The sequence below is a fragment of the Streptomyces sp. NPDC051567 genome (genome assembly GCF_044454165.1).
Classification (GTDB): Bacteria; Actinomycetota; Actinomycetes; order Streptomycetales; family Streptomycetaceae; genus Streptomyces.
The window spans coordinates 136,152-161,443 of record NZ_JBITDK010000008.1 but is presented as its reverse complement, the minus strand read 5'-3'; the positions used below and the strand labels follow the sequence as shown (position 1 = coordinate 161,443).

Here is a 25,292-nt window from a genome sequence, read left to right as displayed (position 1 = left end):
GGGGCGCGCCACACTGTGAACAGGCGCGCGACCCGGGCCGGCCGGGCGACCGGACGGGCCGGTTGCACGGACGGGCCGGGCGCACGGCCGCGCGGATACCCGGTGCGCGGGTACGGACGGAAAACGGAAACGTGAAAGGCGGTGGGCGGGATGCCCGTATGGGACGACCTGGTGGGACAGGAGCGGGTCCAGACGCAGCTGGCCGCCGCCGCCCGTGACGCGGACGCCCAGGTCACGGCCGTCGCGGCCGGGACGGAACCGCCCGCCGCGTCCAAGATGACCCACGCCTGGCTGTTCACCGGACCACCCGGCTCCGGGCGGTCCACCGCCGCCCGCGCCTTCGCGGCGGCCCTCCAGTGCACCAGCCCCGACCGTGCCCTCGGGGGCGAGCCCGGCTGCGGTTTCTGCGACGGCTGCCACACCACGGTGATCGGCACGCACGCCGATGTGGAGATCGTCCGTACCGACCTGCTGTCCATCGGTGTGAAGGAGACCCGCGCGCTGGTCCGCCGGGCCCAGCTCTCCCCGGCGGTCGGCCGGTGGCAGGTCATCGTCCTGGAGGACGCCGACCGGCTCACCGAAGGCGCGGGCAACGTGCTCCTCAAGGCGGTGGAGGAGCCCGCGCCACGGACCGTGTGGCTGCTCTGCGCGCCCTCGCTGGAGGACGTGCTGCCCACGATCCGCTCCCGCTGCCGGCACCTGACCCTGCGCACCCCGCCCGTCACCGCCGTCGCCGAGGTCCTGGTCCGGCGGGACGGCATCGAGCCCGCCGTCGCCGAGGCCGCCGCCCGCGCGACCCAGGGACACATCGGCCGGGCCCGGCGACTGGCCACCGACGCGGACGCCCGCTCCCGCCGGGCCGCCGTGCTGAAGCTCCCGCTCCGGGTCGACGACGTGGGCGGCTGTCTCAAGGCCGCGCAGGAACTCGTCGACGCCGCCGCCGAGGACGCCAAACAGGTCGCGGAGGAGGTCGACACCAAGGAGACCGAGGAACTGCGGGCCGCGCTCGGCGCCGGGGCGGGCGCCGGGAGCCGGATGCCGCGCGGTACGGCGGGCGTGATGAAGGAACTGGAGGACCGGCAGAAGCGCCGCCGCACCCGTACCCAGCGCGACAGCCTCGACCTGGCCCTGACCGACCTCACCGGCTTCTACCGGGACGTGCTGGCCCTCCAGCTCGGTTCGGCCGTGGCCATCGCCAACGAGGAGATACGGCCGGACCTCGACCGGATGGCCCGCGCCTGCGGCCCCGAGCGGACCCTGCGCCGGATCGAGGCGATCATCGCCTGCCGGGACGCCCTGGACCGGAACGTCGCCCCGCTCCTCGCGGTCGAGGCGATGACGATGGCCCTGCGCGCGGGCTGACACCCCGGCCGGCCGCCGGTGGCGGTGGTGCGGCCGGGTGCGGCCTCTGGCGGTGGTGGTGGCGGCCGGGGCCCGGCCCCGGGCGGCGCGTTCACCCGTACGAGCGACCTGGCCGTGTCGTCCGCAGCGGGGGCGGGAGCCGCCGGGGCGGGAGCCGGTCCGGCGGGACCCGGTCCGGGGACCGGCCAGGGGCCACCGGCCGGCCGGGAGACCCGTACCGGAGCGGCCGGGCGGGGGCCGGTTCCCGGATCATCCCGGCCCGCCGGGGCCGTACCCTCCGGGCATGGACACGAGTCGCCTGCTGCGCACCACCGGAACCGTGATCGCAGCCGCCGGGCTGCTGCTCTCCGGGTGCACCTCGGGAAGTTCGGGGGGACCCCGGGCCGCCGCGTCCCCGGCCAAGGGCAGCCCCGCGCAGTCGGCCACGCCCTCCGGTCCCCCGGCCGCGCTCCGCCCGTACTACGGGCAGAAGCCGAGCTGGCGCGACTGCGGTGTCCCGGAGTTCCAGTGCGCCACCATGAAGGCCCCGCTGGACTACGCGAACCCCGGCTCCGGCCAGGACATCGACCTCGCGGTGGCCCGCCGCCAGGCCACCGGCCCCGGCAAGCGGCTCGGCTCGCTGGTCGTCAACCCGGGCGGCCCCGGCGGCTCGGGCATCGGGTACCTCCAGGCGTACGCGGCCATCGGCTACCCCGCGCCCGTGCGCGCCCAGTACGACATGGTCTCCTTCGACCCGCGCGGGGTGGACCGCAGCAGTCCGGTCGAGTGCCTGACCGGACCGGCCATGGACCGGTTCACCCAGGTGGACCAGACCCCGGACGACCCGGCGGAGCGTTCCCTGCTGGTCTCCGCCTTCCAGGAGTTCGCGACCGGCTGCCAGGCCCGCTCGGAGCGCGTCCTGCCGCACGTCTCGACCGTCGAGGCCGCCCGTGACATGGACATCCTCCGCGCGGTCCTGGGCGACGAGAAACTGACGTACGTCGGAGCCTCGTACGGCACCTTCCTCGGGGCGACGTACGCGGACCTCTTCCCCGGCCGTGTCGGCCGCCTCGTCCTGGACGGCGCCATGGACCCCTCCCGGTCGGCCCTCGACCTCAACCGGGACCAGACGGCGGGCTTCGAGACCGCCTTCCGCTCCTTCGCCAAGGACTGCGCGAAGCAGCCCGACTGCCCGCTCGGCCAGGGCGGCCCGGACGAGGTGGCCGCGCGGCTGAAGAGCTTCTTCCGCAAGCTCGACGCCCAGCCCGTGCCCACCGGCGAGACGGCCCGCCCGCTGGGCGAGTCCCTCGCGACGACCGGGGTGATCGCCGCCCTCTACGACGCCGCCGCCTGGCCCCAGCTGCGCGAGGCGCTCACCACGGCGACGAACGGCGACGGGGCCGGGCTGCTGGCCCTGGCCGACAGCTACTACGAGCGCGAGCCGGACGGGAAGTACGCCAACCTGATGTTCGCGAACGCCGCCGTCAACTGCCTCGACCAGCCGCCGGCCTTCCGCGGCCCGGAGGACGCCGCGGCAGCCCTGCCCTCCTTCGAGAAGGCGTCGCCGGTCTTCGGCGCGGGCCTCGCCTGGGCCTCGCTGAACTGCACGTACTGGCCGGTGAAGGCGACCGGCACGGCCCACCCGCTGACCGCGAAGGGCGCCGCGCCGATCGTGGTGGTCGGCACGACCCGCGACCCGGCGACCCCGTACAAGTGGGCCCAGGCCCTGGCCGGCCAGCTCGAATCGGGTGTCCTGCTCACCTACGACGGCGACGGCCACACCGCGTACGGCCGCGGCAGCGACTGCGTCGACACCGCGATCAACGAGTACCTCCTCCAGGGCAGGCCGCCGGTCGACGGCAAGAAGTGCTGACCCACCACGACGACCACCCCGCACGAACCCCTCCCCAGGCCTCCGGACACCCGGACCCCGGCCCCGCCCCGGGCCCCGCCACCACGACATCCCCACGGTCAGGGGCACCCCCCCACACCCTGTAGACTTGGCGCCGCTGCTGATGAGAGCACCTCTCCGGGGGAATGCTTGTCTGACCAGCGGTGCCGCCTTAGCTCAGCTGGCCAGAGCAACGCACTCGTAATGCGTAGGTCTCGGGTTCGAATCCCGAAGGCGGCTCTGTAGAACCCCCAGGACTCACTCGCCGTGACCTGGGGGTTTTGCTATTTCCGGGGTCGGTCGGCGCGTGCGGTGGCTGGGGCTCGAAACCCCGTGCGTGAGCGATGCGTGAGCGGAGGGGGCGTCAGCCCTTCTTCGCGTCCTTCCTTGCCTTGGCCTTCCGGTGGCCTTGCGGGCCCGCTCTTCCTGCTCGGCCTTCCGCTGGAGGGAGACAAGCTTGGCGGTGGCCTCGGCGGCGCTCTTTCCCGGCCTGGGGGAGCACGCTCTGGTAGATGTCGCGCGTGATCCGGGTGTGGCTGTGCCCGATTGCCCGTCACGATCTTCACGTCGATGTCGGCGGCGAGCATGAGAGTGGCCGCTCCGTGGCAGGTGGCCGGTCAGTGTCCCGTCGCGACAAAGCGGAGGTAGCGGCGCAGGCCGAAGGCACGACGGTGCTCCGTGCCGACTGTGGCGAGCTGGGTGACCAGCAGGTCGTGGGTGGTGCTCGCGTCGGTGAGTTGAGCCTGGCGCTGGAGCAGCACCGCGCGCTGGCGTTGCGTGGCCGCCTGGTGCTGTTGCTTCTCCTTGCTGACCTGCTGCTGGCTGGTGGTGATGCGCTGCTGGAGCTGGTCGCGCTTCCGTCGGGCTACTCCCTCGGCCTGAGTGATCTCCGCTTCGTATTTCTTCTTCTGCGCGGCGAACTGCTGGCGGATCGCTGTCCGTTCCTGGGCGCTCACGCTGGAAGGAGCCGAATTCCGGGCACGCTGCTCCAGCGAGGTCCGCCAGCTCTCGAGCGCGGCGGCCCGGACCTCGCCGACACCCGAGACCTTGACCTGTTGACCGTTGGACCGGATGAGATACGCGTCGCGGTTGCTGTACCGGCTGCCCTGGACGTACCGGACCCCGGTGAAGTCATCGGCCGTCCGGATACCGGCGGCGGTCAGGGCCATGACCGTCCCGCTGCCCATGTTGGAGAGCTTCTTGACGTCCTGGATGGGAGTCCGGCGGAGTCTGTCCTGGACGTGCGTCTTGACCGCCGACGCCAGCGCAGCTTCCAGTTGTCTCTGCTCCTTGGCGGCCAGTCCGCTCAGCTTGGTCCTGAGATTGCCGGTCTCCTTGTTGAGTGTGACGGTGATCCGCGACTGCTCGTCGCGCAGTTCGGTCTGGAGGCTCTTGACCTGTTGGCTGATCTGGATGTCCCGGCTCGTGCTGGCCCGTGCCAGGGCTTCGATCTCCTGGCGGATCTTCTGTGCTGCCGCCACGGGGTCCTTCAGCGCACTCACCCGCTGCTGGAGGACCCGCAGCCGGGCCTTCGAGGCCCTGGCTTCTGGGCGGGAACGTCGGGTGGCGTGGAGGGCCCCGCCGGATACCAGCAGAGCTCCCAGCTGGGCGGCGGCCATGTAGCCGGTCGGCAGCACGCTGACGGCGGCCAGTGCAGCCGGTGCGGCAGATCCGGTCAGGGCGAAGACCCCGGAGAAGATGTCTGCGGGGCGCCGGCGTGCAAAGCCCGTACCGGTGGGCGTGCCCGCACTCCCGCTGCCCCCAGGGACGTTCTGCTGCGGCGGAATGTGCCCCGCCAGCCAGGAGGGGGCTCCACCCGCCGTAGCTGCGGCAGGGGCCGGACGCTGAGCCGGGACAGGGACCGGGATCGCCCCGGCCGCGGACAGCGGGGGCACCGTGTGGGCGGCCGTGGCGAGCAGGCCGTGCGTCTGAGCTGCTAGCGCCCGAAGGGCCGGGTCTGCATGGGTCAGCAGCAGACTCCAGGCCAGTGAGGACTGCGGTTCCTTGAAGTCGTCCTCTTTCAGGATCAGGAATTCTCCCTGACCGTCGTGCAGTTGATCCCAGAGGGTGGGATCGGTGGCGACCGCCACGAGGGTGAGGTAGATGACCCACTCCGAAAAGCGGTCCATCGAGGGGCCGAAGTCCGAGCTCGCGCGAGTCGGGGACTGGTAGTTGCGGTGACCGTTCTCCATGGCGCCCTGCCCTTTGAGCTCGGGCACGTACATTCCGTCGTAGTCGACGAGGCGGAGCGTGCCGTCGGCCGCGACCAGGAGATTGCCGTGCTGGAGATCGCCGTGGGCGATGCCGAGCTTCTCCAGATCGGCGGCCAGTGCCGCGAACCGCTCGGCCGCCTTGAGAACGGCCACCGCGTCCCGGACGTTCCGGTCGATCCACGTGATCAGGCTGGTGCCCTCCACCCAGGCCATCTTCAGGGCCGGGTACCAGTAACCGGCGACGAGGACGCCGTGCGGCAGATACTCCATGCCGACCGGCCAGGGCTGGGACAACTTGGCAGGCCTGAGGCCGGCGAGCTGCTTGCTGATGGCCTGGTAGCGGGCCTCCAGGGTGCTGCTGTCGCGGGTGAAGCATTTCAGCGCGTACCGCCGTCCGTCCGGGGCGGTGATGGAGAAGACGCTTGCGAAGTTCCCGGAGATCGCCTTCGGCCCGAGCATGGGGCTCTGCTGGACCGTCCCGTTCTTGAGGTCCGGGTCCTCGAAACACAGCGTGGGGTTCTGGAGGGCTTCCACGTAGTTCGCGCCGGTCGGGAATTTCCGTCCGGCGACAGGTCCGCCAGTGCGGGAGACCGCCATTACCCCTCCGTCTTCACCCGCACGCGAATGAGGGCTACGTCGTCGTTGCGCATCCGGGACCTGTTACGTTCGTTTTGAACCCACTCGGTGAAGCTTTCCTCATCCAGGTCGGCAAGTTTTCCGAGCTGCTTTCCGGCTTGGTCAGAACTGATTTCAGGGTGTGAGAGCAGCCACGCTGCCAGTGCGTCCGTCGAGAGCAGAAGTTCGTCACCCGCGCGCAGTCCACCGGTTGTGGTCGATGCCCGTTCGGTGATCAGCGCGGCGTCCCGGTTGCGGCTGCCGAGCAGCTGAGGGGTGATGCCGAAGCCATGGCCGTCCGTGATGGGGGATGAGGTGATCAGCCGGCCGCCGCGGAGATGGAAGAGACAACTGTCGCCGAGAGCGAAAGCCCGCCAGGTCCAGGGCCGCACAGCCTCCGGGTCTTTCGGATCCGCCGACGCCGCCCGTACGTGGACGGCCGCCAGCGTGGCGAAGGCCCCTTTTTCCAGGCCCGGCTGCTCGTACCAGGCGATTGGCCGACCGTGGGTCGCCCGCTCCTCCTGGTATTCCGCGATGTAGCCGTCCCACTGGTCGACGGTGCGGGCCAGGAGGTCCTCGACGAAGGACCCGGACAGGCCGTCCTGCCCGTCCCCTGGTTCGTCATCGGCAGCCGCCATCGACGCGACGGCGCCGTGTACCAGCTGCCTCGCCCATGCCCCGGCGAGCAGACTCTCGGACGCCCCGTCGGACACAGCGGCGAAGAGCGAACTCGCGTCGGGTGACCACGAGACGCCAATGGCGTCCTCACACTCCTCCGGCGAGTTACCTGTCTTGGGCACGAGGAAGCGCTGGACGTCGAGGGGCGTCGGGTGTGCGCCCATGCCGCTCAGCGCAGTTCCGTGGCGCGCGTACCGATGTCGAGGAACTCGACGATGGAGGTGATGTCGGCGTTGTAGACGAAACCGCGTGTGGCGTCGCTGACCCGGTGGCCCTGCGAAGCGGCGTAGGAACGCATGTGACCGGGCAGCACGCTCGACATGTGGAAGAGCAATCGGGAGTAGGTGTCCGGGAGGTCGCCCTCGCTGTCGGGGAACGTGACGGGAGTGCCGCTCGCCCCGGACACGTGAAGGTTGAAGAGGAGTACCGACCCATCGGCGGTGGCGTGCGAGGCGAGCCCGATGGCCGCACTCGTGGGATCGCCGTCAGTGGACTCGCCGTCGGTCAGGTTGAGGACGATGGGCGGGAAACCTCCCGGGTGCTCGTCGACCCAGCGGGCGACCAGGGAGTCGGCGTAGCCGAGGGCGCGAGTCATCGGAGTTCCGCCGTTGGTGACCGGGTCCATCCAGACCGGGAACTGCACGGTCGTCTCGACGAGACCGCCGGCGCCGTCCGGAACCTTCTTCGTGCGGCTCTCCAGGCGGGCGGGGTTGTTCGCGATGTCGCCCAGCGGTACGAGGTCACGCCCGGCGAGTGCGCCGGTGAAGGCGGAGCCGACCTGGGTGTGGCCGTAGCCGATCACCGCGACGTGGAAGTAGTCGCGGACGCCCTCTTCCTTTGCGCACTTGACCGACAGCTCGGTCAGCAGCCGGTTGATGGCGTCCGACACGACCTGGGCACGCTTCTGGACCATCTCGCCGCTGCCGATGGGATCGCTCATCGAGGCGGACTGGTCCACGAGGAAGATGAAGCAACCGGGGTTGGTGCGACTGATTTCGGCGGCGTACGGCATCTCGGCGACCCGGCTCCTCTTGCGCGACGGGGGACTTGAACGCCACGGCATGGGACGCGCGCGGAAACCTGACCCCCCAGGGAGGCCGATGGTAGCGGATACCGTGCTGCTCAGTGAGTGGCTGAAAAGCTCGACGTTGCGACGGCCTGGGTTCGAGACCTCGTGCGTGAGTGAAGCGGCTGTCAGCCCTTGCGTAAGGCTTTCTTCCCCTTGCCCTTCGTCTCTCGGCTCACCTGGCCTTCGCGGCGGCCTTGCGGGCCTTGTCCTCCTCGGACTTGCGTTGGAGGGGGACCAGCTTGGTGGTGGCCTCGGCGGCGCTCTTGCCGACGTGGGGGAGCACGCTTAATGGTGACGTCGGGTATTCGAACTGTCCGAATGCCTAGGTCATGGGGTGCCTCGGCGGGCGACGTCGGCGGCGTAGTTGGCCCAGTCTCCTGCGGAGAGTCGTTGCCAGGCGACGGCGACGTCGGTGTGGATGCCGAGGGTGCGGGCGAGGATCGCTGCGGGGATTTCGGTGGCGAGCTGGAAGAGCGCGGTGCTGCGGGCCTGGTTGGGTCGGATACCGAGCTGGTTCAACCGCTGGGTCAGCTGTGTGGTGCTGATCGGCCGTCCTGGTTGGCCGCCGGGGAAGAGCCATGGAGACGGGGTCAGGGCCCCGATGGTGGCGTGTCCCTTGCGGTTTGCGGCGACGATGCGGGCCAGTACCGCAACAGGTTCGGGCAGGTGGACGGGCGCATTGCCGAGGCTGATCCGTACCTTCTGAGGGTCGATCTTGACGTCCTCGATGGTCAGACGGCTGATCGCTGCTGGCCCTTGGGCGTAGAGGAGGAGAAGCAGCCCGGCGAGGCGGTCCTCGGGCTTGAGGGTGTCGTCGTGCAGGAGCTGACGTGCGACGTTCCAGCGGTGCTCGTCATCGAGTGGCTGGGTGGGGCCGTTCCAGCGGAGGGCGGGGACGTGGATGGTGGTGAGCTTGTTGGCGCGAGCCCAGCGGATGAAGTGCCCGGCTGTGTGGCGGTAGGTCGCGGAGTCGTCGGTGAGCCAGCGGTCGAGGTCGGCCTGTCGGCAATTGTCCAGCGTGAGGTCGTGTGCCCTCAGCCAGTTCAGGAAGGCGACGGCAGCGTTGGTGCGTTGGCGGATGGCGAGGAACTGCTGCGGGGTGGCGGGTCGGCCGTTGTTGCGTCGACGAAGGCGCCGGACTAGGTGCCAGAGTGTGTAGCGGTGCAGAAGTTTCCGCTGGTCGGGGCACTGCTGGGATGCGAGAAGACTCGTGAGGAAGCGTTCGGCGCGGACCATGTGCTCGTCCCGTTCGGGCAGGGCTCCGACGCCAACGAGAACTTGACGGAGATGGGCGAGGGGAGGACTGTCGGGCAGCTCGTCGAGGGCCTGGTGCGTCAGCGCCCGTCGGCCAGCAGCCAGGTCAGACAGCACAGGGCCGATCGTGGGCTTGTTCAGCCAGCGTCTCGCGGTGATGGGATGTTCGGCGGTGGAGATGTTGCGCCGCAGGGCTTCGATCCCGGGATGGATCGAGTCGGACGGAGGGCCCAGCAGTTCGTTGAGACGCTGGTTGATGAGGCACCGGACGCACTGGCCCGGGTGGGGATAGTCGGGGTCGGTGCAGGTGGAACAGGTGTGCCAGACCTCTGGGGCGGTGCAGTCAGCGCAGAGAGGTCGGGCAGAGGTGCCGGATGTGACCGTTGCGAGGCAGCCGCAGGCCGAGCACGGTGCGGAGTGACGCTGGCAGGAAGGACACCACGGGCGACCGGTGACGCGGGAGGTTCCGCAGGGCTTCCTTTCTGCGCAGATACTGCAGGTCAGGACAGGAAGGGCGGGGCAGCTCGGGCAGAGCGGACCGTCCAGGGTACGGGTGCCCACGGGCCGTCGTCGGCCGCAGTTGAGACAGGACTCCAGGTTCGCCGGGTCGGTGCTCAGGCAGTTCGGACACACAGGCCGCCCTTCAGCGTCGCGCGTGGCCGGCTCGCGGCGAGCTCCGCAGCCCGCGCACTCCTCAATACGGGAATGGGCGATACAGGTGCGGCAGACCCGCTCTCCGTCGAGCGGCTTGCTGATACGTACGACTCTGTGACAGCGGGGGCAGGCAGGCCGGACGACCCCGGCGACTCCGGCATCGACGAGCAGGTCGATCAGCCGCAGGATCACGGGGAACGGCGCGAGGTGCGCGTTGCCGGTCAGCAGGGAGGGGTCGGCTTCGAGAGACCAGGCCACTTTCTGCTGGTTGGCAGGCCGTAGTGCCGTGCGGCGGACCGCGTCAGCGACCATGCTCGTACCGACGTGCGGGTCCAACTTGGCGATGACGCTGTGAATCACCGCGAGCGGATCCCGCCCGTCGGAGTCGGGACACTTCACACAGCGCGGCCTCCCGGTTCGGTCTCGTGTAGTGACACGACGGGACTTTCCGCAGCTGGCGCAGTCCTCTGGCTGCGGCCCGCAGACCGAGCAGTACCAGTCCTGACCACGGCGCTGCATGGTCCGCATCTGCTTGCCGCACTCAGCACAACACGGCGGTGAAACGGTCGTTGCCCCGGCCTCACGAAGAGCGATGAGCAGGTCGCCAGCGGCTCTGGGAGCCGGAGAGCGGCCGTCCTTGATCACGCCGGGATGCTCGGCCAGATACGACGCGAGGCGACGCGACTTCGCGCGCCCGCCCGCGACGCTGGTGACTATGGTGCGGATCCGGTCAGGCTCCAACTGACTTTCGACGGCCGCGACCAGTTCCACGATCAGCCCGACCGGATCAGAGACGGCACGGTCGGGGTGCTCTGGCGCGTTCACGGTCACGACCGTTCGACACCGCGGATGCGGGCCCGCTTGGGCCGCAGATCACCGACACCGGCCTCGGCGCCGACGGCCTTCTTCGTCCGGGACGTGTTTGTTCCGGCACCGGCCGCGGCCATGGGCTCGATGAGGTCGTCCATGGTGCAGTCGAGGATGTCAAGCAGAGCCATGAGGATCTTCAGGCTCAACCGTTCCGGGCGCTCGACGACGAGCCGGTAGACCTGGCTGGAGGACAAGTTGATACCGCGCTCATTCAGCAACGGGATGAGGTCCGTGGTGGAGAACAGGCCCCGGTCGGCCATGATCTTGCGCAGATGCCAGTGGTAGTCGAGCTTGGCAGCCATCAGCGGTCCTTGTCTGCGGAGGAAGTCGCGGCAAGTGCGGGTGCGAGAGCCCTGTGGAGCATGGTGTTCATGAAGTCGTTGCTGACGTGCGTGTAGATGGCCGTGGAGCTGTCGTTCTCGTGGCCGACTTGCTGTTGCAGAAACCGCCGGTCGACTCCGTCCTCCGTCAGGTGGGTGACGTAGGCGTGGCGAGCGGAGTGGACGACCAGCGCCTTCGGGAGCTTCAGCGCGTCCCGGTAGGTGACGAACCTGGCGTTGATCTCCGCCGGCTTGATCCGGCCGCCCCGCTCGGTCACCCACAACGCGGGGTTGTCCTCGCAGCCGAACCGCGGCCTGACGTTCTCCACGTAGTCGGCGACGGCCTCCACTGCCCAGTCCATCACCGACAGTACGTTCCGCCGTCGGGGCGGCTGGCCCTTCTTCGCCTTGCCGTAGCGGACATTCAGCGTGCCGTACCGGCCAAACTGCGGAGCCGACGCGTTGCGTCCGAAGTCCACCAGGTCGAGCTTGGCCGCCTCTGTGCGGCGAAGCCCCCACCCGTAGATCACCTTGAAGAGGGTGGCGTCTCGGTAGGCGGCGAGAGCACCCTTGCGTTTGGACCGTATCGCCCGGTCGACCTGGTCGTCGGCGTAGTCGAGGAAACGCTGGATCTCCTCACGGGTGAACGGTCTCGCCTCCGGGCTGCCCTCATAGTCGTTGAGGTGAGCGATGGTGTTCCACTCATGGCAGATGGCCACCGGATGAGTTCCGAAGGCGTCCTCGCAGGCCACCGCCCAGCCGTACCGGCCATCGATCAGGAATTCACTGAACAGGCGCAGACCGCCCTGGTAGCCGCGGATCGTGGACGGCGCGAGGTGCTTCTCGCTGGTCAGCCAGAGCGACCACTCGTCCACATGCCCTGGCGTCCAGGCCCAGGGGTATTCGTTGGTGTAAGCCATGAATCGGCGCACGAGCCGTTCCCGGGGAGCGACCGTGTCCTCGCGGAGCCCGCGAGCGGCCTGCTGAGCTCGCCAGCCACGCAGCATCGCCTCGACCATCGCGTCCTGCGGACGCAACTGGACCACCCCGGAGACCAGCTCCAGATGAGCTGCCCCAGCCAGGTCGGCACGTCGCTGTAGAGCCACTCCAGCCCTCCCTTTCAGAGGGCAAATCCTGCATCAGACGGGATCTGATTGCCAAACCCCCAGGTCAGACGGCCAGGCGGTAGGTAGGTAGAGTCTCCATAGGGCATCGCCCTGACCTGGTGACCTGCGATTTCTCGCCCATCAGATGCAATACCCGAGGGTTCTGGTAGATGTCGTGCGTGATCCGGGTGTCGCTGTGCCCGAGCCTGTTCGGCACGATCTTGATGTCGGTGTCTGCGGCCAGTATGAGCGTGGCCGCCCCGTGTCGGAGATCGTGCAGCCGGATAGGCGGGAGCCACGAGGCGGCCACCAGCCGCTCGAAGAGATCGGTCACCTTCCCGGGGTGTAGCCAGGATCCGTCCTCCTGTGTGAAGACGAGCCCGGTGTTCACCCAGGCCGAGCCCCACTGGGCGCGGTCGGCTTCTTGCTGCATGGGGTGCCGCTCCAGGACGCCGACGGTGTCGTCGTCGAGCGCGACGACGCGGAAGCCGCTGTCCGTCTTCGGCTCGGACGCCTCGACCTCCCAGCCGTTCTGGACGAGCTGACCGGTCACGGTGAGGAAGTGCCGGTCGAGGTTGGTCTCCGACCAGGGCTGCCCGCACGCCTCCCCGCGCCGCAGGCCGCGGAACGCGATCAGGTGCCACATCGCGTACAGCCGGTCGTCGGCGACAAGGTCGAGGGAGGCGCCTGTCTGTTCCGGCGTCCGGACCATCACCGGGGAGGGCTTCTCGCCGGTCTGCTCCCACTTGACGACCCGCTCGTCCGTCCACACGAGCGCCTTCGGCTTGCGCACCGGGTCGATCTCGACGTGGGCAGCCGGGTTGAACGTGATGATCTGCTGCCCGATCGCGTCGTTCAGGGCCGCGCGGAGCGTGGCCTTCACGTGCTGGCGCGTGGCCGGACCCGTCGCCCGACGGAAGCCCGGCATCGCGTCGGGCGACGCCTTCAGCGCCTTCCGGCGAGCACGGCTCCCCACCCCCTTCTACGGGATCGTCGTCAACTCTTCTACAGCAGAACGTCGCTGGGCGTTCTGCCCCAGGACCTCGGCGTTGACGTCCGCGATGGCCGTGAACATCTCGCTCAGGTGGCTGACCCGCAGCCGGTCGAGGCGCCGGTGCCCGATGTACGGCTTGAGGTGTACGCGGACGTCGGTCGCGTACCGGCTGATACCAGACTTCCGGATCCGCTTGCCCGCCAGCCACCGGTCCAGCCACTCGGCGACGGTCAGGCTGCCGACCAGGTCCTGCCGGCCTTGAGTCGCCGCCGGGTCTCCTCGACGTCGGGCAGGGTCAGCTTCTCGCCGCTGACCTCGGCCAGCATCTCGACGACCAGCGGTATGCCCTCGACCCGGAGGTACTGGACAAGAAGCGAGCTGCCGAGGATTGGGCGCGTTTCGTCCGGGACTTCGGAGCGTTCGGTGTCTGGCGATACATCTTCGCCATGGAGAAGATGATCCAGGATGCTCTCGGTTCTCGGGAGGCCCTCCAGGCGTTCGCTCACCCTGAATGATCAGTGTGGGCGGGTAACGCCCAAGGGAGCCGGCTCGCTCGTTGGGCGTTCTGCCCCCCCCGCGTTGACGTCATCCCTTGGCTATGACCACCAGGGTGGGCTCATGCGTGAGCGGACGGGGTGGCACGGGGTGGATTGGGCGGCACTCAGGGCCCAGGCCGCACCTCGCTGACCTGGGGACTCGGGTTCGAATCCCGAAGGCGGCTCTGTAGAACCCCCAGGACTCACTCGCCGTGACCTGGGGGTTTTGCTATTTTCGGGGTCCGGTCGGGGCGGCGCTCGACGATCGCCGTGTGTCCCCGCGTGCCCATTGCGTGCCCATCTGTTCGCCGGGAACCGGTGTGAGCTCTGTGGCCTCGAACTCGGCTCGGCCACCGCAGGCCGGCCTGCGGCTCCCCTCGGCGGTGTTTCATGCGGCCTTGGGCGTGACCGACCTGGTGACGGCGGGCGCGGTGGAGGCCCTGGGCATCTCCCACTACACCGGCCAGGTCGGGGTGGGCCGCCGTGCCGGCCTCCTCGTCGTGGACGGTGACCCGCTCGCCGGGGGTAGGGGGGCGGGCTAGGTTGGGGGAGTGGGGCCGGGGCGTCGGGTGGCAGGAGGCCGGACATGACGGCACGGTGGCGCACGGTGGCGGCGGGGATGGCCGCGGTGGGGCTGGTGGTGGTGCCGGTGAGTATGGGGAACGGGGCGGTGGCCGCTGTTTCCGCCCCCGTTTCCATCCCTGCCCTCGTTTCCACCCCCGTCCGCGTTCTCGCCCCCGCATCCGTTTCCGTACCCGTCTTCACGCTTCCCCCTCCCGTACCCGTGCCCCTCCCCGCCTCCGGGGAGTTTCCGCAGCTCACCCCGGCTCTGGCGCGGCAGTTGGACGGGGTCGTCCAGAAGGTCATGGCCGAGGCGCGGGTGCCCGGGGTGATCGTGTCGCTGTCGGCGCCGGGCAAGGGGGAGTACGTCCGGGCCTTCGGGGAGGCGGACAAGGTGACGGACGAGCCCGTCCAGCCCGACATGAACATGCGGATGGGCAGCGAGACGAAGACGTTCACGGTGACCGCGCTGCTCAAGCTGGTGGACGAGGGCCGGGTCGGGCTGGACGACCCGATCGGGAGGTATGTGTCCGGGGTCCCGAACGGCGACCGGATCACCCTGCGCCAGCTGGCCGGGATGCGGAGCGGCCTGTTCAACTACTCCGACGACAGGGGCTTCTTCACCGCTCTGGTGAGCGACCCCCAGCGGCCGTTCACCCCGCAGGAGCTGCTCTCGTACTCCTTCCGCCACCCGGTGGAGTTCCCGCCGGGCGCGAAGTTCCAGTACAGCAACACCAACGCGATCCTGCTCGGGCTGGTGGTGGAGAAGGTCAGCGGGGTCGCCCTCGCCGACTACATCGACCGCGAGGTCGTGCGGCCGGCCGGGATGGGGCACACCGTCTTTCCCACGGGGGCGGAGTTCCCCGGTCCGCACGCCCACGGCTACACCCGTCAGACGGCTTCCGGGCTGACGGAGGACGCCACGGACTGGAATCCCTCCTGGGCCTGGGCGGCCGGGGCCATGATCTCCGAGGTCGGCGACCCGCGGACCGTGGCCACCGGGACGCTGCTGTCCCCCGCCACCCAGGCCGAGCGGCTGCGGACCAGCCCGAGCGGGCTCCCGGGGACCGGGTACGGCCTGGGCATCTTCGACGTCCAGGGGTGGATCGGGCACAACGGCTCGCTGCCCGGCTACCAGTCGCTGACCGTGTACCTGCCGGGCCCGCAGGCCACCCTGGTGGTGCTGCTCAACACCGATGTCTCCTACGAGGGAGCCGAGCCGAGCACCCTGTTCGGCAAGGCGGTCACCCAGGTCGTGACCCCGCAGCACGTCTTCGACCTGCCCAGCCAGGCAGCCACCGCCGGCTGAGTGCCGGCTGAGTACCGGCTGTGGCGGTGTGGTTCCGGTGGTTCCAGCTGTTTCCGGTTGGTTCCGGTGGTTCCGGAAGGGGCGGGGGGATGAAACACCGTTGCTCTCCCGTCGCGTCAGTGGGGTGGGGCGGACACGAGGGGGAGGACATGCGGCAGGGTCGCAGGGACGGGTTCCGTGAGTTCGCGGCGGCCCGGTCGGGGCAGCTGTACCGGTCGGCGTGTCTGCTCGCGAGCGGGGACACGCACCTCGCGGAGGATCTGGTCCAGGAGACCCTGGGGCGGATGTACCTGATCTGGGGCCGGATCGCCCGTATCGACAATCCGGCCGCGTACGCGCAGACGGTGCTGGTCCGGGCCTTCCTCACCCACCAGCGCCGCCGGTCGACCGGTGAGCGCCCGCTTCGGGGAGCTCCCCGAAGCGGGCGCGGTGGCGGCCGACGGCGATCCGGTGCTGCGGCTGACCTGCTGGAGGCCCTGGGGCGGCTGCCGCCCAAGGACCGGGCGGTACTGGTGCTGCGGTACGGGGAGGACCGTAGTGTCGAGGAGACCGCTGCCGCGATGAACGCCAGCTCGGCGGCGGTCCGGTCACAGCACTAGCGGGCGCTGGCCCGGTTACGGCAACAACTGGGCGGGAGCCTCGCCGAGTTCGCCGCGCTCTGAGCCCACCGTGTTCCGGGCCGTGTACGGGTGCGGGGGGCGGTGCAGGTCCCTGGTGTTTACTTTCCCGGCACTTTCTCTCCGGTGCCTCCTCTATTTCTCTGCCCTGCCCCCGATCCACCTGTGAACGGAAGGTTTGATTCCGCATGCCCTTCGAAGAGAAACTCGGCGAAGCCCTACGGCGCGCCGGGGACGATTTCACCCCCGACCCGACCGCGCTCGTGGAGGGCGGTGAGCGGCGCGGGCGGCGGATGGTGGCGCGGCGCCGGGCCGCCGTGGCCGGTGGGTCGGTGCTGGTCCTGGCCGTGATCGGGACGGCCGGTGTGTACACCGGCCGGCTCACGGGCGGCGAAGCGTCCCGTCCGGCCGACATGGCGGCCCGGTCCGGTCCGCCGTCGGCCGTACAGGAACCGCCGCCGCCGTTGTCGCCGCGCGAGGCGAGGACGGCGCGGACCGGTTCCGGGGCCGTCGGCGCCGACCAGATGGTCACCACCCTGACGGAACTGCTGCCGGACGGCACGCTGACGGACACGCAGGCGCGCGGTACCGGCGACCCGCTGGGCGCGTACGTCGCCGGGGTCTTCGACGAAGGCAAGGGCGGAGCCGCCGTCAGCGTCGGCCTCCGCCGGATCGATCCGAAGGGCAGGGCCTTCCACCAGGAGACCACCTGCCCCGACAAGAACCTGGTGGAAATCGACCACTGCACGGAGGAGGTCCTTCCGGACGGCTCCCGGCTGCTGTTCCTCCAGGGGTACGAGTACCCCGACCGCCGGGAGCCCACCAAGCGCTGGTGGGCCACGCTGGCCACGCCGCAGGGCTTCCTCGTGACCTTCCAGGAGCACAACGCGTCGGCCGAGAAGGGGGCCCCGGTCTCGCGGACCGACCCGCCGCTGGACCTCGTCCGGTCGAAGGAGCTCGTCCGCTCGGAGAGATGGCACGCGGCCCTGAACGATCTGCCGCCCGCCAAGCCGGACACCCCGACCACCGCACCCGCTCCGCCGGCCGGGAAGCCGGCCGAGGAGACGCTGGAGGTCCTGCTCCGCGCGTCCGGGATTCCGTCCGTCTCCCAGGGCGGCGAGGGCGAGTACGGGTACGCGGTCCTGGACGACGGCAAGGGCCGGTCCCTGGTACAGGTCAACGTCCAGCCGGGCGGCGCGGACCTGGTGGGCGAGCGCTTCACCGGGGCCGCCACGGAGCCGGACGGCACCCAGGTCAAGGAGGAGCAGCAGCCCGGCGAGAAGGGTGGCAAGGGGGTCGTCCGGTGGTCCGTGGACACGCTGCGGCCGGACGGGCTGCGCGTCGTGGTCTCGGCGTTCAACACGCCGAAGCAGTCCGGCGCGGCGACCCGCCCGGCCCCGGCGCTGACCATGGCGCAACTGCGGGAGATCGCGCTCAGCCCGCAGTGGACCACCGCCGACTAGCCCCTGACCCCGGTTCCACCCCTGGCCCCGGCACTAGCCCTGGCCCCGGAACCGGCCCCGCCCCCCGCCCCCGGCGGGTCATTTCGCGTCCGCGTAGCACTCGACCACCGCCGTGGTGAAGGGGAACCGGACCGGGGTCTCGCCGAAGGTGATCCGGCCGGCCAGGTCGGCGGCGGCCCGGATGGCCTCGGCGACCGCCCCGGCCTCCTCGGCGGGGCAGTGCACGATCACCTCGTCGTGCTGGAAGAAGACCAGCTCGGCCCGCATTCCGGCGGTGGCCCGCCGGAGCGCGGCGAGCAGGAGCAGGGCCCAGTCGGCGGCGCTGCCCTGCACGACGAAGTTGCGGGTGAACCGGCCACGGGCCCGCGCGCTCCCGCCGCCCGGGCCGGGGCCCGACCCCGGCCCCGGGCCCCCGCCACCGCCTCCGCCCGGCTCCGGTTCCTCCTCCGGCTCCTGGGGGAGCCCGGCCTCGCCGCTCTCCCCGGAGCCCGCCGGCGGCGGGCAGGTCCGGCCCAGCCAGGTCCGTACGAGCCGGCCCTCCTCCCCGGCGCGCGCCGCGTCGTCCACGTACGCCACGGCCCGGGGGAAGCGGCGGCGCAGCGCGGCCAGGTTCTTCAGGCCGTCCCCGGAGGTCTGGCCGTACACGGCGCCGAGGACGGCCAGCTTGGCCATGTCCCGGTCGCCGGAGAAGCCCTGGCGGGAGACGGCGGTGTAGAGGTCCTCCGGCCGCCCCGCCACCTCCATGAAGGCCGGGTCGCGGGAGATCGCGGCCAGGACCCGGGGTTCCAGCTGGTCGGCGTCGGCGACGACGAGGCGCCAGCCGGGGTCGGCGACGACGGCCCGGCGGATCACCTTCGGGATCTGTAGGGCCCCGCCGCCATGGGTGACCCAGCGGCCGGTGAGGGTGGAGCCGGGGAGGAACTCCGGGCGGAAGCGGCCCTCGTGGACCCAGTTCGCGAGCCAGCCCCAGCCGTGGGCGGTGTAGATCCGGTACAGCTTCTTGTGGGCGATGAGCGGTTCCACGGCGGGGTGGTCGAGCTCCTGGATCTCCCAGCGGCGGGTGGACCGGAGCTTGATCCCGGCCTCGGCGAAGGCGCGGACGACATCGGCGGGCAGGTCGGGCCGGACCCGCCGCCCGAACGCGGCCGAGACCTGGTCGGCCAGCTCGGCCAGGCGCCGGGGCTCCCCGCCGCCGCCGTACCGCTCGCCGAGCAGCTCGGTGAGGAGCGCGCGGTGGACGTCGGCCCGCCAGGGCAGCCCGGCCCGGTTCATCTCGGCGGCGACGAGGAAGGCGGCGGACTCGGAGGCGGTGAGCAGGCGCATCCGGTCGGGGTGGGCGGTGGCGGCGAGCCGTCGCGCCTGGTCGGCGTGGACCGCGAGGAGCGCCTCCAGGGGGAGCGGCGCGGGCTGCGGGTCGAAGAGGGAGGACTGGGTCCCGGGCGCGGCGGCCCGCTGCGGCGGATCGGCCGGTACGGGGCCCCCGGTGAGCCGGGCCCACGCGGCGGCGGCCGAGCGGGGCTCCCCGGAGCGGCCCTCGTGCCCGAGCAGCAGCAGCTCGGCGCCCTCGACGTCGTGGCACCGCTCGACGCGGACGCCCGCCCCGAGCAGCCGGGGGTACACGGCGGCGGTGGAGCGCCACACCCACCGCGTCCCGGCCGGGGCGGCCCGTACGGCCTCGGCGGGGTCGCGGACGACGATCCGCCCCCTGGCCCCGGCCGCCGCGAGGGCGTCACCGCCGGCCCCGGAACCGGCCGCCGCGCCGCCCGTGGGGTGCGCGGAAGCGGCGTACGCGTACCCGGGCGCGGCGGGTACGGACACGGGTGCGGGGGGCACGGGCGCGGGTACGGCGGGTACGGGCGCGGCGTGCCACCAGCCGTCCCCGTCCTCGGCCAGGGCCCACCGCTCCGCGTGGTCGCTCACGAGTACGAGTCTCCCACCGGGGTCTGACAGGGCCGGGGTCTGACAGGACCGGGGAACGAGGACCGGGAACGAGGGCCGGGAGCGCGCCGCCCGGAGCCGGTCGGCGGGCCGCCCCTCGGGAGCCGTGGCGACCGGGCCACCCGGGCGGACATGCCAAGCTGGACGGTGTGAACGAGCCTGCCGAGACCGTCGACCGTGCCTTCGCCGCCGCCCTCTACGCCCAGGACGACACCGGCCTGGACACCGGGGCCTCCCTCCTCGCGGCCGAGCCGGACCGGTGGGCCGGGGTCGGGCGGGAGCTGCTGGCGCGCGGGGAGGCGTACGTACGGCAGGCGTGGGAGCGGGGCTGGCGGCCGGCCGACGTGCTGCGGCTGGTCCGCCGGGACCTCGACGAGCGGCACCTGCGGATCGCCGGGGACGTCATGGCCGCCGAGGCGCGCCGCTACCCCCGGCTCCCCGCGCGGTGGACGGTGACCGTGCCCGGTCCCGGCCACGGCACCGGGGCCTGGTGGGGTGAGGACACGGCCTACGCCGACCGGCTCGCCGGGCGGGAGCGGACGGACCGGTTCACCCTCGCCACCGCCGTCCTGGAGGTGTTCCGGCTGCTGGTCCGGCTGCCGTCGATCGAGCCGGTGGGCCCGCTCCCCGGCGACCCGGCCGACCTGTCGGGCCTGTCGGGCCTGTCGGTGGGGGCCCACATCGAGCCGCGCATGCTGGGCCGGATACGGGCCCTGCTCGCGAAGGCGGAGGCCACCACCTTCCCGGAGGAGGCGGAGGCGCTCAGCGCCAAGGCCCAGGAGCTGATGGCCCGGCACACCGTGGACGAGGCGCTGCTCGCGGCGCGCGGTGGCCGCCCGGCCCAGGTGCCCGGGGCCTGCCGGATCGGCGTCGAGCCGCCGTACGAGGAGGCCAAGGCGGTCCTGCTCGACGCGGTCGCCACCGCCAACCGCTGCCGGGCGGTGTGGAACAGCGGCTTCGGGTTCTCCACCGTGGTCGGCTTCGAGAGCGACCTGGAGGCGGTGGAGCTGCTCCACACCTCGCTGCTCGTGCAGGGCACGGCGGCGATGACCCGCGCGGAGGCGGCGCAGCGCTCCGGCGGACGCAAGCGGACGAAGGCGTTCCGGCAGTCCTTCCTGCTCGCCTACGCCAGCCGTCTCGGCCAGCGGCTCACCGAGACCGCCGCGCACACGGCCGCCGAGGCCCCGGACAACCTGCCCGCCCTGGTCGCCCGCGACGTCGCGGTCACCTCCCGGGCGGACGAGATGTTCCCCCGGACCACCACCACCCGGCTGCGCGGCGCCACCGACCACGCGGGCTGGGAGGACGGCACGGCCGCCGCCGACCGCGCCCACATGGGCGCCGCCCGCCACCCGCTGCCGCGCTAGCCCCCGGCGCGCGCGGGCGGGCGGCGGGTACGGGGACCACCCGCCCGGGGTCGGAGCGGGCCGCCCCCGGCCGGCTGCCCGGCCCGAGTCCGGCCCCGGCCCGGCCCGGGGAACGGCCGCGCGGGAGTGCCGTACAAATCAGCAGAAGTGCCGAAAACAGCTACTCTCGGCGGCATGGGCTGGCTCCGGGCGCTGAGGGACACCACCCGGTCGGGCATGACGGTCGAGCGGGCCCGCCTGGAGCCGCTCGTCGCGCTGCGGTCCGCCTTCGGGCTCGCCCTCGTCATCGCCTTCGGGCTCCTCCTCCTCGGTCCGGCCGCCGCCGCCAGTTCCGCGTTCGGGGCCTTCATGGCCGCCGTCGCCACCTTCCAGAAGAGCTGGCGCCCGCGCCCCGTCCTGGCCCTCGCCGCCGGGCTGACCCTCTCCTTCTCCACCTTCGTCGGCTACCTCGTCGGCTCCTCGCTGACCGTGCTCTTCCTGGCCCTCCTCGCCGTCTGGACCTTCGCGTCGGGGCTGATGTGGGCGGCCGGGCCCACCGCCGGGATGATCGCCTCCGGCAACGTCGCGATCATGCTGGTCACCGTCACCCTGCCCACCTCCGTGCCGCAGGCCGCCGTGCACGCCGCGATGATCGCCGCGGGCGGGGTGGTGCAGGCGCTGCTGATCGTCCTCTTCCCCGTCCGCCGCTGGGGCGCCCAGCGCGACGCCCTCGCCGACGCGCTCGCCGCCGAGGCCGACTACGCCCGCCGTCTGCGCCACGACCCCGTCGCCCCCTTCGACCCGGAGCCCCTGATGCGGGCCCGCGCCGCCGCGACCGTCACCCGGGGCCAGGCCCGGCGGCGCCCCGCCGAGCTGCAAGGGGCGCGCGGGCTGGCGGAACGCGTCCGGCCGGTGCTGGCCTCGCTCGCCGACCCGGCCGTGGGCGCCCCCGCCGAGGGCCCGGCCCGGGACCGCGTACGGGAACTGCTCGCCGCCTCCGGGTCGGTCCTGGACGCCGCCGCGCGGGCGATCCGGCACGGGGAACCCGTACGCCTCCCCGCGCCCGCCCTCGCCGTGCTGAACGCCCCCGACACGGCGGAGCTCCTCCAGGGCGCGCCGCTGCGGGCCGCGCGCCGGCTCGCCGCCCTGCTGGACGACGTCCTGGAGACGGCCGCGCCGCGGTCGGGCCGGACCGCCGATCCCGGGTCGTCGATGCTGCGGCCCACGCTGCTCGCCATGGTGCCGGAGGTCCTGCGGGCGGTCCGGGCCGAGCTGCGCCCGGGCTCGCCCGTCCTGCGGCACGCCGTGCGGGTCACCGCCGTGGCCTGCGCGGGCTACCTGATCGGCCACGCGCTGCCGCTCGGGCACGCCTACTGGGCCCCGATGACCTCCGTCATGGTGATGCGGCCGGACTTCAGCCAGACCTACTCCCGGGCCGTCGCCCGCTTCGGCGGCACCCTGGTCGGGGTCGCCGCCGCCTCCGCCGTCGTGCAGCTCGCCCACCCCGGCACCTACCTGTCGGGGCTCCTCGCCGTGGTCAGCGCCGGCCTGATGTACGTCCTGATGCGCACCGGCTACGCCGTCACCCAGGTCTTCGTCTCCGCCTACGTCGTCTTCCTGCTCGGCATGGGCGGCGCCGACCTGGACCAGACCGTGCCCGACCGGGTCGCCCTCACCCTGGTCGGCGGGGTCCTCGCCATGCTCGGGTACGCCCTCTACCCGGCCTGGGAGACCCCCCGGCTGCGGACCCGGCTGGCCGACTGGGTCGCGGCCGACGGACGGTACGCGGCGGCCGTGCTCGGCCAGTACGCCGACCCGGCCGGGGCCCGTCGCGCCGATGTCCGCGAGGCCCTGCTCGCCGCCCGCGCCGCCCGGATCGCCTGGCAGGACGCGCTGGAGCGGGCCGCCGGGGAGCCGGTGCGCCACCGGGGTCTGTCCCGCGCGGCGGCAGACGGGGCGGGCGAGGCCCTGGCGGCGCTGGGCCGGGGCGCCATGCTCCTCGAAGCCCACCTCCCGGACCGCGCCCACGAGCCGGTCCCGGGCGCGGCACAGCTCGCGGAGGCCCTGCGTACGGCCACCGAGGCGGCGGCGAAGGCGGTGCGCGAACGCCGGGTCCCGGAGTGGGGCGGGGTCCGGTCCCTGCTGGCGACGTGGGAGGCTCCGGAGACGGGTGTGCTGAGGGGGGCGGCGGAGCAGCTCCTCGACTCCCTGGAGGAGGTTTCCGCAGCCCTCCGCCCCTGAGAGTGATCAAGGGAGCACCGCGCGTGCACGTGCATCTGCCCGTGCAGCCCCCTGTGAACACAGCTATGATCCGGTGCAGTTGACATCTGCACTATCGGGGGCTTCCTGTGGACCACGCGTACAACGGGATGGCGGCTGCAGAACTCGCTTCTTTGTTCGGGCTGACCTGGCAGAAGAGCAGACACAGCAACTCGCAGGGTTCTTGTGTGGAGTTCGCGAAGCTGCCGGGCGGAGCTGTCGCCGTACGCAACTCGCGCCATCCGGAAGGGCCGGCGCTCGTGTACACACCGGCCGAGATAGAGGCCATGCTGCTCGGCGTCAAGGACGGCGAGTTCGACCATCTGATCAGCTGACGGGGCCGAAGGCCGAAAGGCCGCAGGAGCCCGGCCGCGCGACGGAACAGTGCGCTGATTCGCGCCATGCACGTGCACTGGCCGGGACTGATCGCAATGATCAACCCCGGCCAGTTGTCCTGATCCCGGTCCTGTCCCGGTCCTGCTTCCCGGTCCTGCCCTCGCCCTGTCCGCCGCCCTGTCCGCGGCGGTTCCCCGCGCGCGGTGGCGGCGGCGGGCGGGCCGCTCAGTCGTGGAGCAGGAAGAGCGCCCAGACCACCTTGCCGGTCAGCCGCCCCGCGAGCGGGTGCCAGCCCCAGTTGTCGCTGTACGCGTCCACCAGGAAGAGCCCGCGCCCCGACTCCAGGTCGACGTTCTCCTCCGTCCGCTCCGGCGAGAAGGACCCGCCGGGCCGGTCCTCGCTGGGGTCCCGCACCGCGCACACCAGCCGGGTGCTCCACCGCATCAAGTGCAGCCGTACCGGCGGTTCCGCCTCGGCGGCGGGCCCCCGGACGTCGTCCGGCAGGGCATGGCGCAGCGCGTTGGTGACGAGTTCCGAGACGACCAGGGAGACATCGTCGAAACGATGGTCCAGGCCCCACTGGGCCAATGTCGAACGCGTGAACGAGCGCGCGCCGCGCACGGCTTCGTAGCGGGCGGGCAGAGCACACGACGCGGACCCGGAGACAGCCGTGGGGTCGACCGGGGGCAGCCCCTGCCGTAACGGCTCAAGCACGGTCGATCCATTCGTCCCCATGCGAGGCACTCCCGGGATTCGCGGACGGAGCGGAACAGCGGGGTGGGTCGGGCCCCGGCGTGAAGTACACGCAGGTGCGCGGCACCATCGTTCCGAATGCCGCAGCCGGATGCAAGGGCAGATGCACGTGCACGCGCCGGACCTGTCCGTTCCCGTGCCGGTTCTTGCTCATTTCTTCCTGCGCAGACTTACGAACTTCTTTTACCGTCGGATGGTTTCCGTTACGGAACGAGTACGGTCAGATGCGTTTTGGTGGCAGACTGCGGCCCTGGGGTACGGGGGCCCCGCGCACACCATTGCGATGGGGAGGGAAGGACAAGTGACCGCAGAAGCCAGCGGTTCCGTGGTGCGTCGCATCCTCCTGGGCTCGCAGCTCAGGCGGCTCCGTGAATCCCGCGGCATCACCCGGGAAGCGGCCGGCTACTCGATCCGCGCATCCGAATCGAAGATCAGCCGCTTGGAGTTGGGAAGGGTGAGCTTCAAGGCCAGGGACGTCGAGGACCTCCTCACGCTCTACGGAGTCACGGACGGCGCGGAGCGCGAGTCCCTGCTGGGACTGGTCCGGGAGGCCAACGCGGCGGGCTGGTGGCACAGCTACGGCGACGTGCTGCCCGGGTGGTTCCAGACCTACGTGGGCCTGGAGGGCGCCGCCTCCCTCATCCGCATCTACGAAGTCCAGTTCGTCCACGGCCTGTTGCAGACCGAGGCCTACGCCCACGCCGTCGTCAGCCGCGGCATGCCGGGCGCCACCCCCGCCGAGATCGACCGCCGCGTCGCCCTGCGGCTGGAGCGGCAGAAGGTCCTCGTCTCCGAGAGCACCACCATCTTTCACGCCGTTCTGGACGAGGCCGCGCTGCGCCGCCCCTACGGCGACCGCGAGGTGATGCGCGGTCAGCTGGAACACCTCGTCGAGATCTCGCAACGGCCCAACGTACGGCTCCAGGTGATGCCCTTCTCCTTCGGCGGACACGCGGGCGAGAGCGGAGCCTTCACCCTGCTGCGCTTCCCCGAGTCCGATCTCCAGGACATCGTCTATCTGGAACAGCTCACCAGCGCCCTCTACCTGGACAAGGACGAGGAAGTGGCGCAGTACGAGAAGGCGATGGAACGGCTCCAGGCGGACTGCCCCGAGCCGGAACAGACCAGGGATCTTCTCCGCGGACTGCTCCAACTGTCTTGATTCGCAC

Annotated in this window: 18 protein-coding genes, 1 tRNA gene and 2 pseudogenes; 11 read left to right on the top strand and 10 right to left on the bottom strand. The window is 71.6% G+C overall.

Features of this window, described 5'->3' with window-relative positions:
* The first annotated feature begins 150 nt into the window (after window positions 1–150).
* The 3 genes from ACIA5F_RS12325 (at window position 151) to ACIA5F_RS12315 (ending at window position 3,472) form a co-directional block, all read left to right on the top strand.
* Window positions 151–1,362 carry a DNA polymerase III subunit delta' gene (locus ACIA5F_RS12325; protein ID WP_399351936.1) on the top strand — a complete coding sequence of 404 codons (1,212 nt, stop codon included), beginning with the start codon at window positions 151–153 and terminating at the stop codon, window positions 1,360–1,362.
* Window positions 1,363–1,645: 283 nt separating this feature from the next.
* Window positions 1,646–3,214 (top strand): alpha/beta hydrolase, encoded by a 1,569-nt coding sequence (locus ACIA5F_RS12320; protein WP_399351938.1) that lies wholly within the window; start codon window positions 1,646–1,648, stop codon window positions 3,212–3,214.
* Between the two features lie 184 nt (window positions 3,215–3,398).
* Window positions 3,399–3,472, top strand: a tRNA-Thr gene (locus ACIA5F_RS12315).
* 377 nt (window positions 3,473–3,849) lie between these two features.
* Here the strand turns inward: ACIA5F_RS12315 and ACIA5F_RS12310 are convergent.
* From ACIA5F_RS12310 to xerC, 8 genes and pseudogenes are all read right to left on the bottom strand, one after another.
* Window positions 3,850–6,042: a hypothetical protein gene (locus ACIA5F_RS12310; protein ID WP_399351940.1), complete on the bottom strand. Its 2,193-nt coding sequence runs from the start codon at window positions 6,040–6,042 to the stop codon at window positions 3,850–3,852.
* Entirely contained in the window at window positions 6,042–6,902 is an 861-nt protein-coding gene (locus ACIA5F_RS12305) for a hypothetical protein (RefSeq protein WP_399351941.1), read from the bottom strand. Before ACIA5F_RS12305 ends, ACIA5F_RS12310 begins: the two co-directional genes overlap by 1 nt.
* Before the next feature lie 5 nt (window positions 6,903–6,907).
* Window positions 6,908–7,750, bottom strand: coding sequence for a vWA domain-containing protein (locus ACIA5F_RS12300; protein ID WP_399351943.1), 843 nt, complete (start codon window positions 7,748–7,750; stop codon window positions 6,908–6,910).
* Between the two features lie 229 nt (window positions 7,751–7,979).
* Window positions 7,980–8,093: pseudogene (locus ACIA5F_RS12295) on the bottom strand (integrase); the annotation flags it as partial.
* Window positions 8,094–8,134: 41 nt separating this feature from the next.
* A complete protein-coding gene (locus ACIA5F_RS12290; protein ID WP_399351945.1) occupies window positions 8,135–9,178 on the bottom strand; it encodes a hypothetical protein in 1,044 nt (347 codons plus the stop codon).
* 1,364 nt (window positions 9,179–10,542) lie between these two features.
* On the bottom strand, window positions 10,543–10,887 hold the full coding sequence (locus ACIA5F_RS12285; protein WP_399351947.1) for a helix-turn-helix domain-containing protein: 345 nt from the start codon (window positions 10,885–10,887) through the stop codon (window positions 10,543–10,545).
* Complete coding sequence (locus ACIA5F_RS12280) at window positions 10,887–12,011, bottom strand: tyrosine-type recombinase/integrase (protein WP_399351949.1); 1,125 nt, start codon at window positions 12,009–12,011, stop codon at window positions 10,887–10,889. Before ACIA5F_RS12280 ends, ACIA5F_RS12285 begins: the two co-directional genes overlap by 1 nt.
* Before the next feature lie 64 nt (window positions 12,012–12,075).
* Window positions 12,076–13,355, bottom strand: a pseudogene (gene xerC, locus ACIA5F_RS12275) (tyrosine recombinase XerC); the annotation flags it as partial.
* A 584-nt stretch (window positions 13,356–13,939) separates the two neighbouring features.
* Between xerC and ACIA5F_RS12270 the strand changes: the two are divergent.
* From ACIA5F_RS12270 to ACIA5F_RS12255, 4 genes are all read left to right on the top strand, one after another.
* Window positions 13,940–14,083, top strand: a complete 144-nt coding sequence (locus tag ACIA5F_RS12270) for a hypothetical protein (protein WP_399351951.1) — start codon at window positions 13,940–13,942, stop codon at window positions 14,081–14,083.
* Window positions 14,084–14,127: 44 nt separating this feature from the next.
* Complete coding sequence (locus ACIA5F_RS12265; protein WP_399351953.1) at window positions 14,128–15,411, top strand: serine hydrolase domain-containing protein; 1,284 nt, start codon at window positions 14,128–14,130, stop codon at window positions 15,409–15,411.
* A gap of 149 nt (window positions 15,412–15,560) precedes the next feature.
* Window positions 15,561–16,010, top strand: coding sequence for a SigE family RNA polymerase sigma factor (locus ACIA5F_RS12260; protein WP_399351955.1), 450 nt, complete (start codon window positions 15,561–15,563; stop codon window positions 16,008–16,010).
* Between the two features lie 206 nt (window positions 16,011–16,216).
* A complete protein-coding gene (locus ACIA5F_RS12255) occupies window positions 16,217–17,491 on the top strand; it encodes a hypothetical protein (protein WP_399351957.1) in 1,275 nt (424 codons plus the stop codon).
* Window positions 17,492–17,569: 78 nt separating this feature from the next.
* Here the strand turns inward: ACIA5F_RS12255 and ACIA5F_RS12250 are convergent, their stop codons facing one another.
* Window positions 17,570–19,189, bottom strand: coding sequence for a bifunctional 3'-5' exonuclease/DNA polymerase (locus ACIA5F_RS12250; RefSeq protein ID WP_399351984.1), 1,620 nt, complete (start codon window positions 19,187–19,189; stop codon window positions 17,570–17,572).
* A 389-nt stretch (window positions 19,190–19,578) separates the two neighbouring features.
* On the opposite strand from ACIA5F_RS12250, the gene ACIA5F_RS12245 reads away from it, so the two are divergent.
* The 3 genes from ACIA5F_RS12245 (at window position 19,579) to ACIA5F_RS12235 (ending at window position 23,369) form a co-directional block, all read left to right on the top strand.
* Window positions 19,579–20,796: a DUF2786 domain-containing protein gene (locus tag ACIA5F_RS12245; protein WP_399351959.1), complete on the top strand. Its 1,218-nt coding sequence runs from the start codon at window positions 19,579–19,581 to the stop codon at window positions 20,794–20,796.
* 174 nt (window positions 20,797–20,970) lie between these two features.
* Entirely contained in the window at window positions 20,971–23,016 is a 2,046-nt protein-coding gene (locus tag ACIA5F_RS12240; protein ID WP_399351961.1) for an FUSC family protein, read from the top strand.
* A 107-nt stretch (window positions 23,017–23,123) separates the two neighbouring features.
* Window positions 23,124–23,369 (top strand): DUF397 domain-containing protein, encoded by a 246-nt coding sequence (locus tag ACIA5F_RS12235; protein WP_399351963.1) that lies wholly within the window; start codon window positions 23,124–23,126, stop codon window positions 23,367–23,369.
* 226 nt (window positions 23,370–23,595) lie between these two features.
* On the opposite strand, the gene ACIA5F_RS12230 is transcribed toward ACIA5F_RS12235, so the two are convergent.
* The gene (locus ACIA5F_RS12230) at window positions 23,596–24,105 is read right to left on the bottom strand and encodes an ATP-binding protein (protein WP_399351965.1); all 510 of its coding nucleotides are present in this window, start codon (window positions 24,103–24,105) and stop codon (window positions 23,596–23,598) included.
* 301 nt (window positions 24,106–24,406) lie between these two features.
* On the opposite strand from ACIA5F_RS12230, the gene ACIA5F_RS12225 reads away from it, so the two are divergent.
* Window positions 24,407–25,285, top strand: a complete 879-nt coding sequence (locus ACIA5F_RS12225) for a helix-turn-helix domain-containing protein (RefSeq protein ID WP_399351967.1) — start codon at window positions 24,407–24,409, stop codon at window positions 25,283–25,285.
* Window positions 25,286–25,292: the final 7 nt, after the last annotated feature.

What these genes read in the sequence shown, in the direction of transcription:
- ACIA5F_RS12325 (WP_399351936.1), top strand. Translation starts at nt 151, where the DNA reads ATGCCCGTATGGGACGACCTGGTGGGACAGGAGCGGGTCCAGACGCAG.
- ACIA5F_RS12320 (WP_399351938.1), top strand. Translation starts at nt 1,646, where the DNA reads ATGGACACGAGTCGCCTGCTGCGCACCACCGGAACCGTGATCGCAGCC.
- ACIA5F_RS12310 (WP_399351940.1), bottom strand. Translation starts at nt 6,042, where the DNA reads ATGGCGGTCTCCCGCACTGGCGGACCTGTCGCCGGACGGAAATTCCCG.
- ACIA5F_RS12305 (WP_399351941.1), bottom strand. Translation starts at nt 6,902, where the DNA reads ATGGGCGCACACCCGACGCCCCTCGACGTCCAGCGCTTCCTCGTGCCC.
- ACIA5F_RS12300 (WP_399351943.1), bottom strand. Translation starts at nt 7,750, where the DNA reads ATGCCGTACGCCGCCGAAATCAGTCGCACCAACCCCGGTTGCTTCATC.
- ACIA5F_RS12285 (WP_399351947.1), bottom strand. Translation starts at nt 10,887, where the DNA reads ATGGCTGCCAAGCTCGACTACCACTGGCATCTGCGCAAGATCATGGCC.
- ACIA5F_RS12265 (WP_399351953.1), top strand. Translation starts at nt 14,128, where the DNA reads ATGACGGCACGGTGGCGCACGGTGGCGGCGGGGATGGCCGCGGTGGGG.
- ACIA5F_RS12260 (WP_399351955.1), top strand. Translation starts at nt 15,561, where the DNA reads ATGCGGCAGGGTCGCAGGGACGGGTTCCGTGAGTTCGCGGCGGCCCGG.
- ACIA5F_RS12255 (WP_399351957.1), top strand. Translation starts at nt 16,217, where the DNA reads ATGCCCTTCGAAGAGAAACTCGGCGAAGCCCTACGGCGCGCCGGGGAC.
- ACIA5F_RS12240 (WP_399351961.1), top strand. Translation starts at nt 20,971, where the DNA reads ATGGGCTGGCTCCGGGCGCTGAGGGACACCACCCGGTCGGGCATGACG.
- ACIA5F_RS12230 (WP_399351965.1), bottom strand. Translation starts at nt 24,105, where the DNA reads ATGGGGACGAATGGATCGACCGTGCTTGAGCCGTTACGGCAGGGGCTG.
- ACIA5F_RS12225 (WP_399351967.1), top strand. Translation starts at nt 24,407, where the DNA reads ATGGGGAGGGAAGGACAAGTGACCGCAGAAGCCAGCGGTTCCGTGGTG.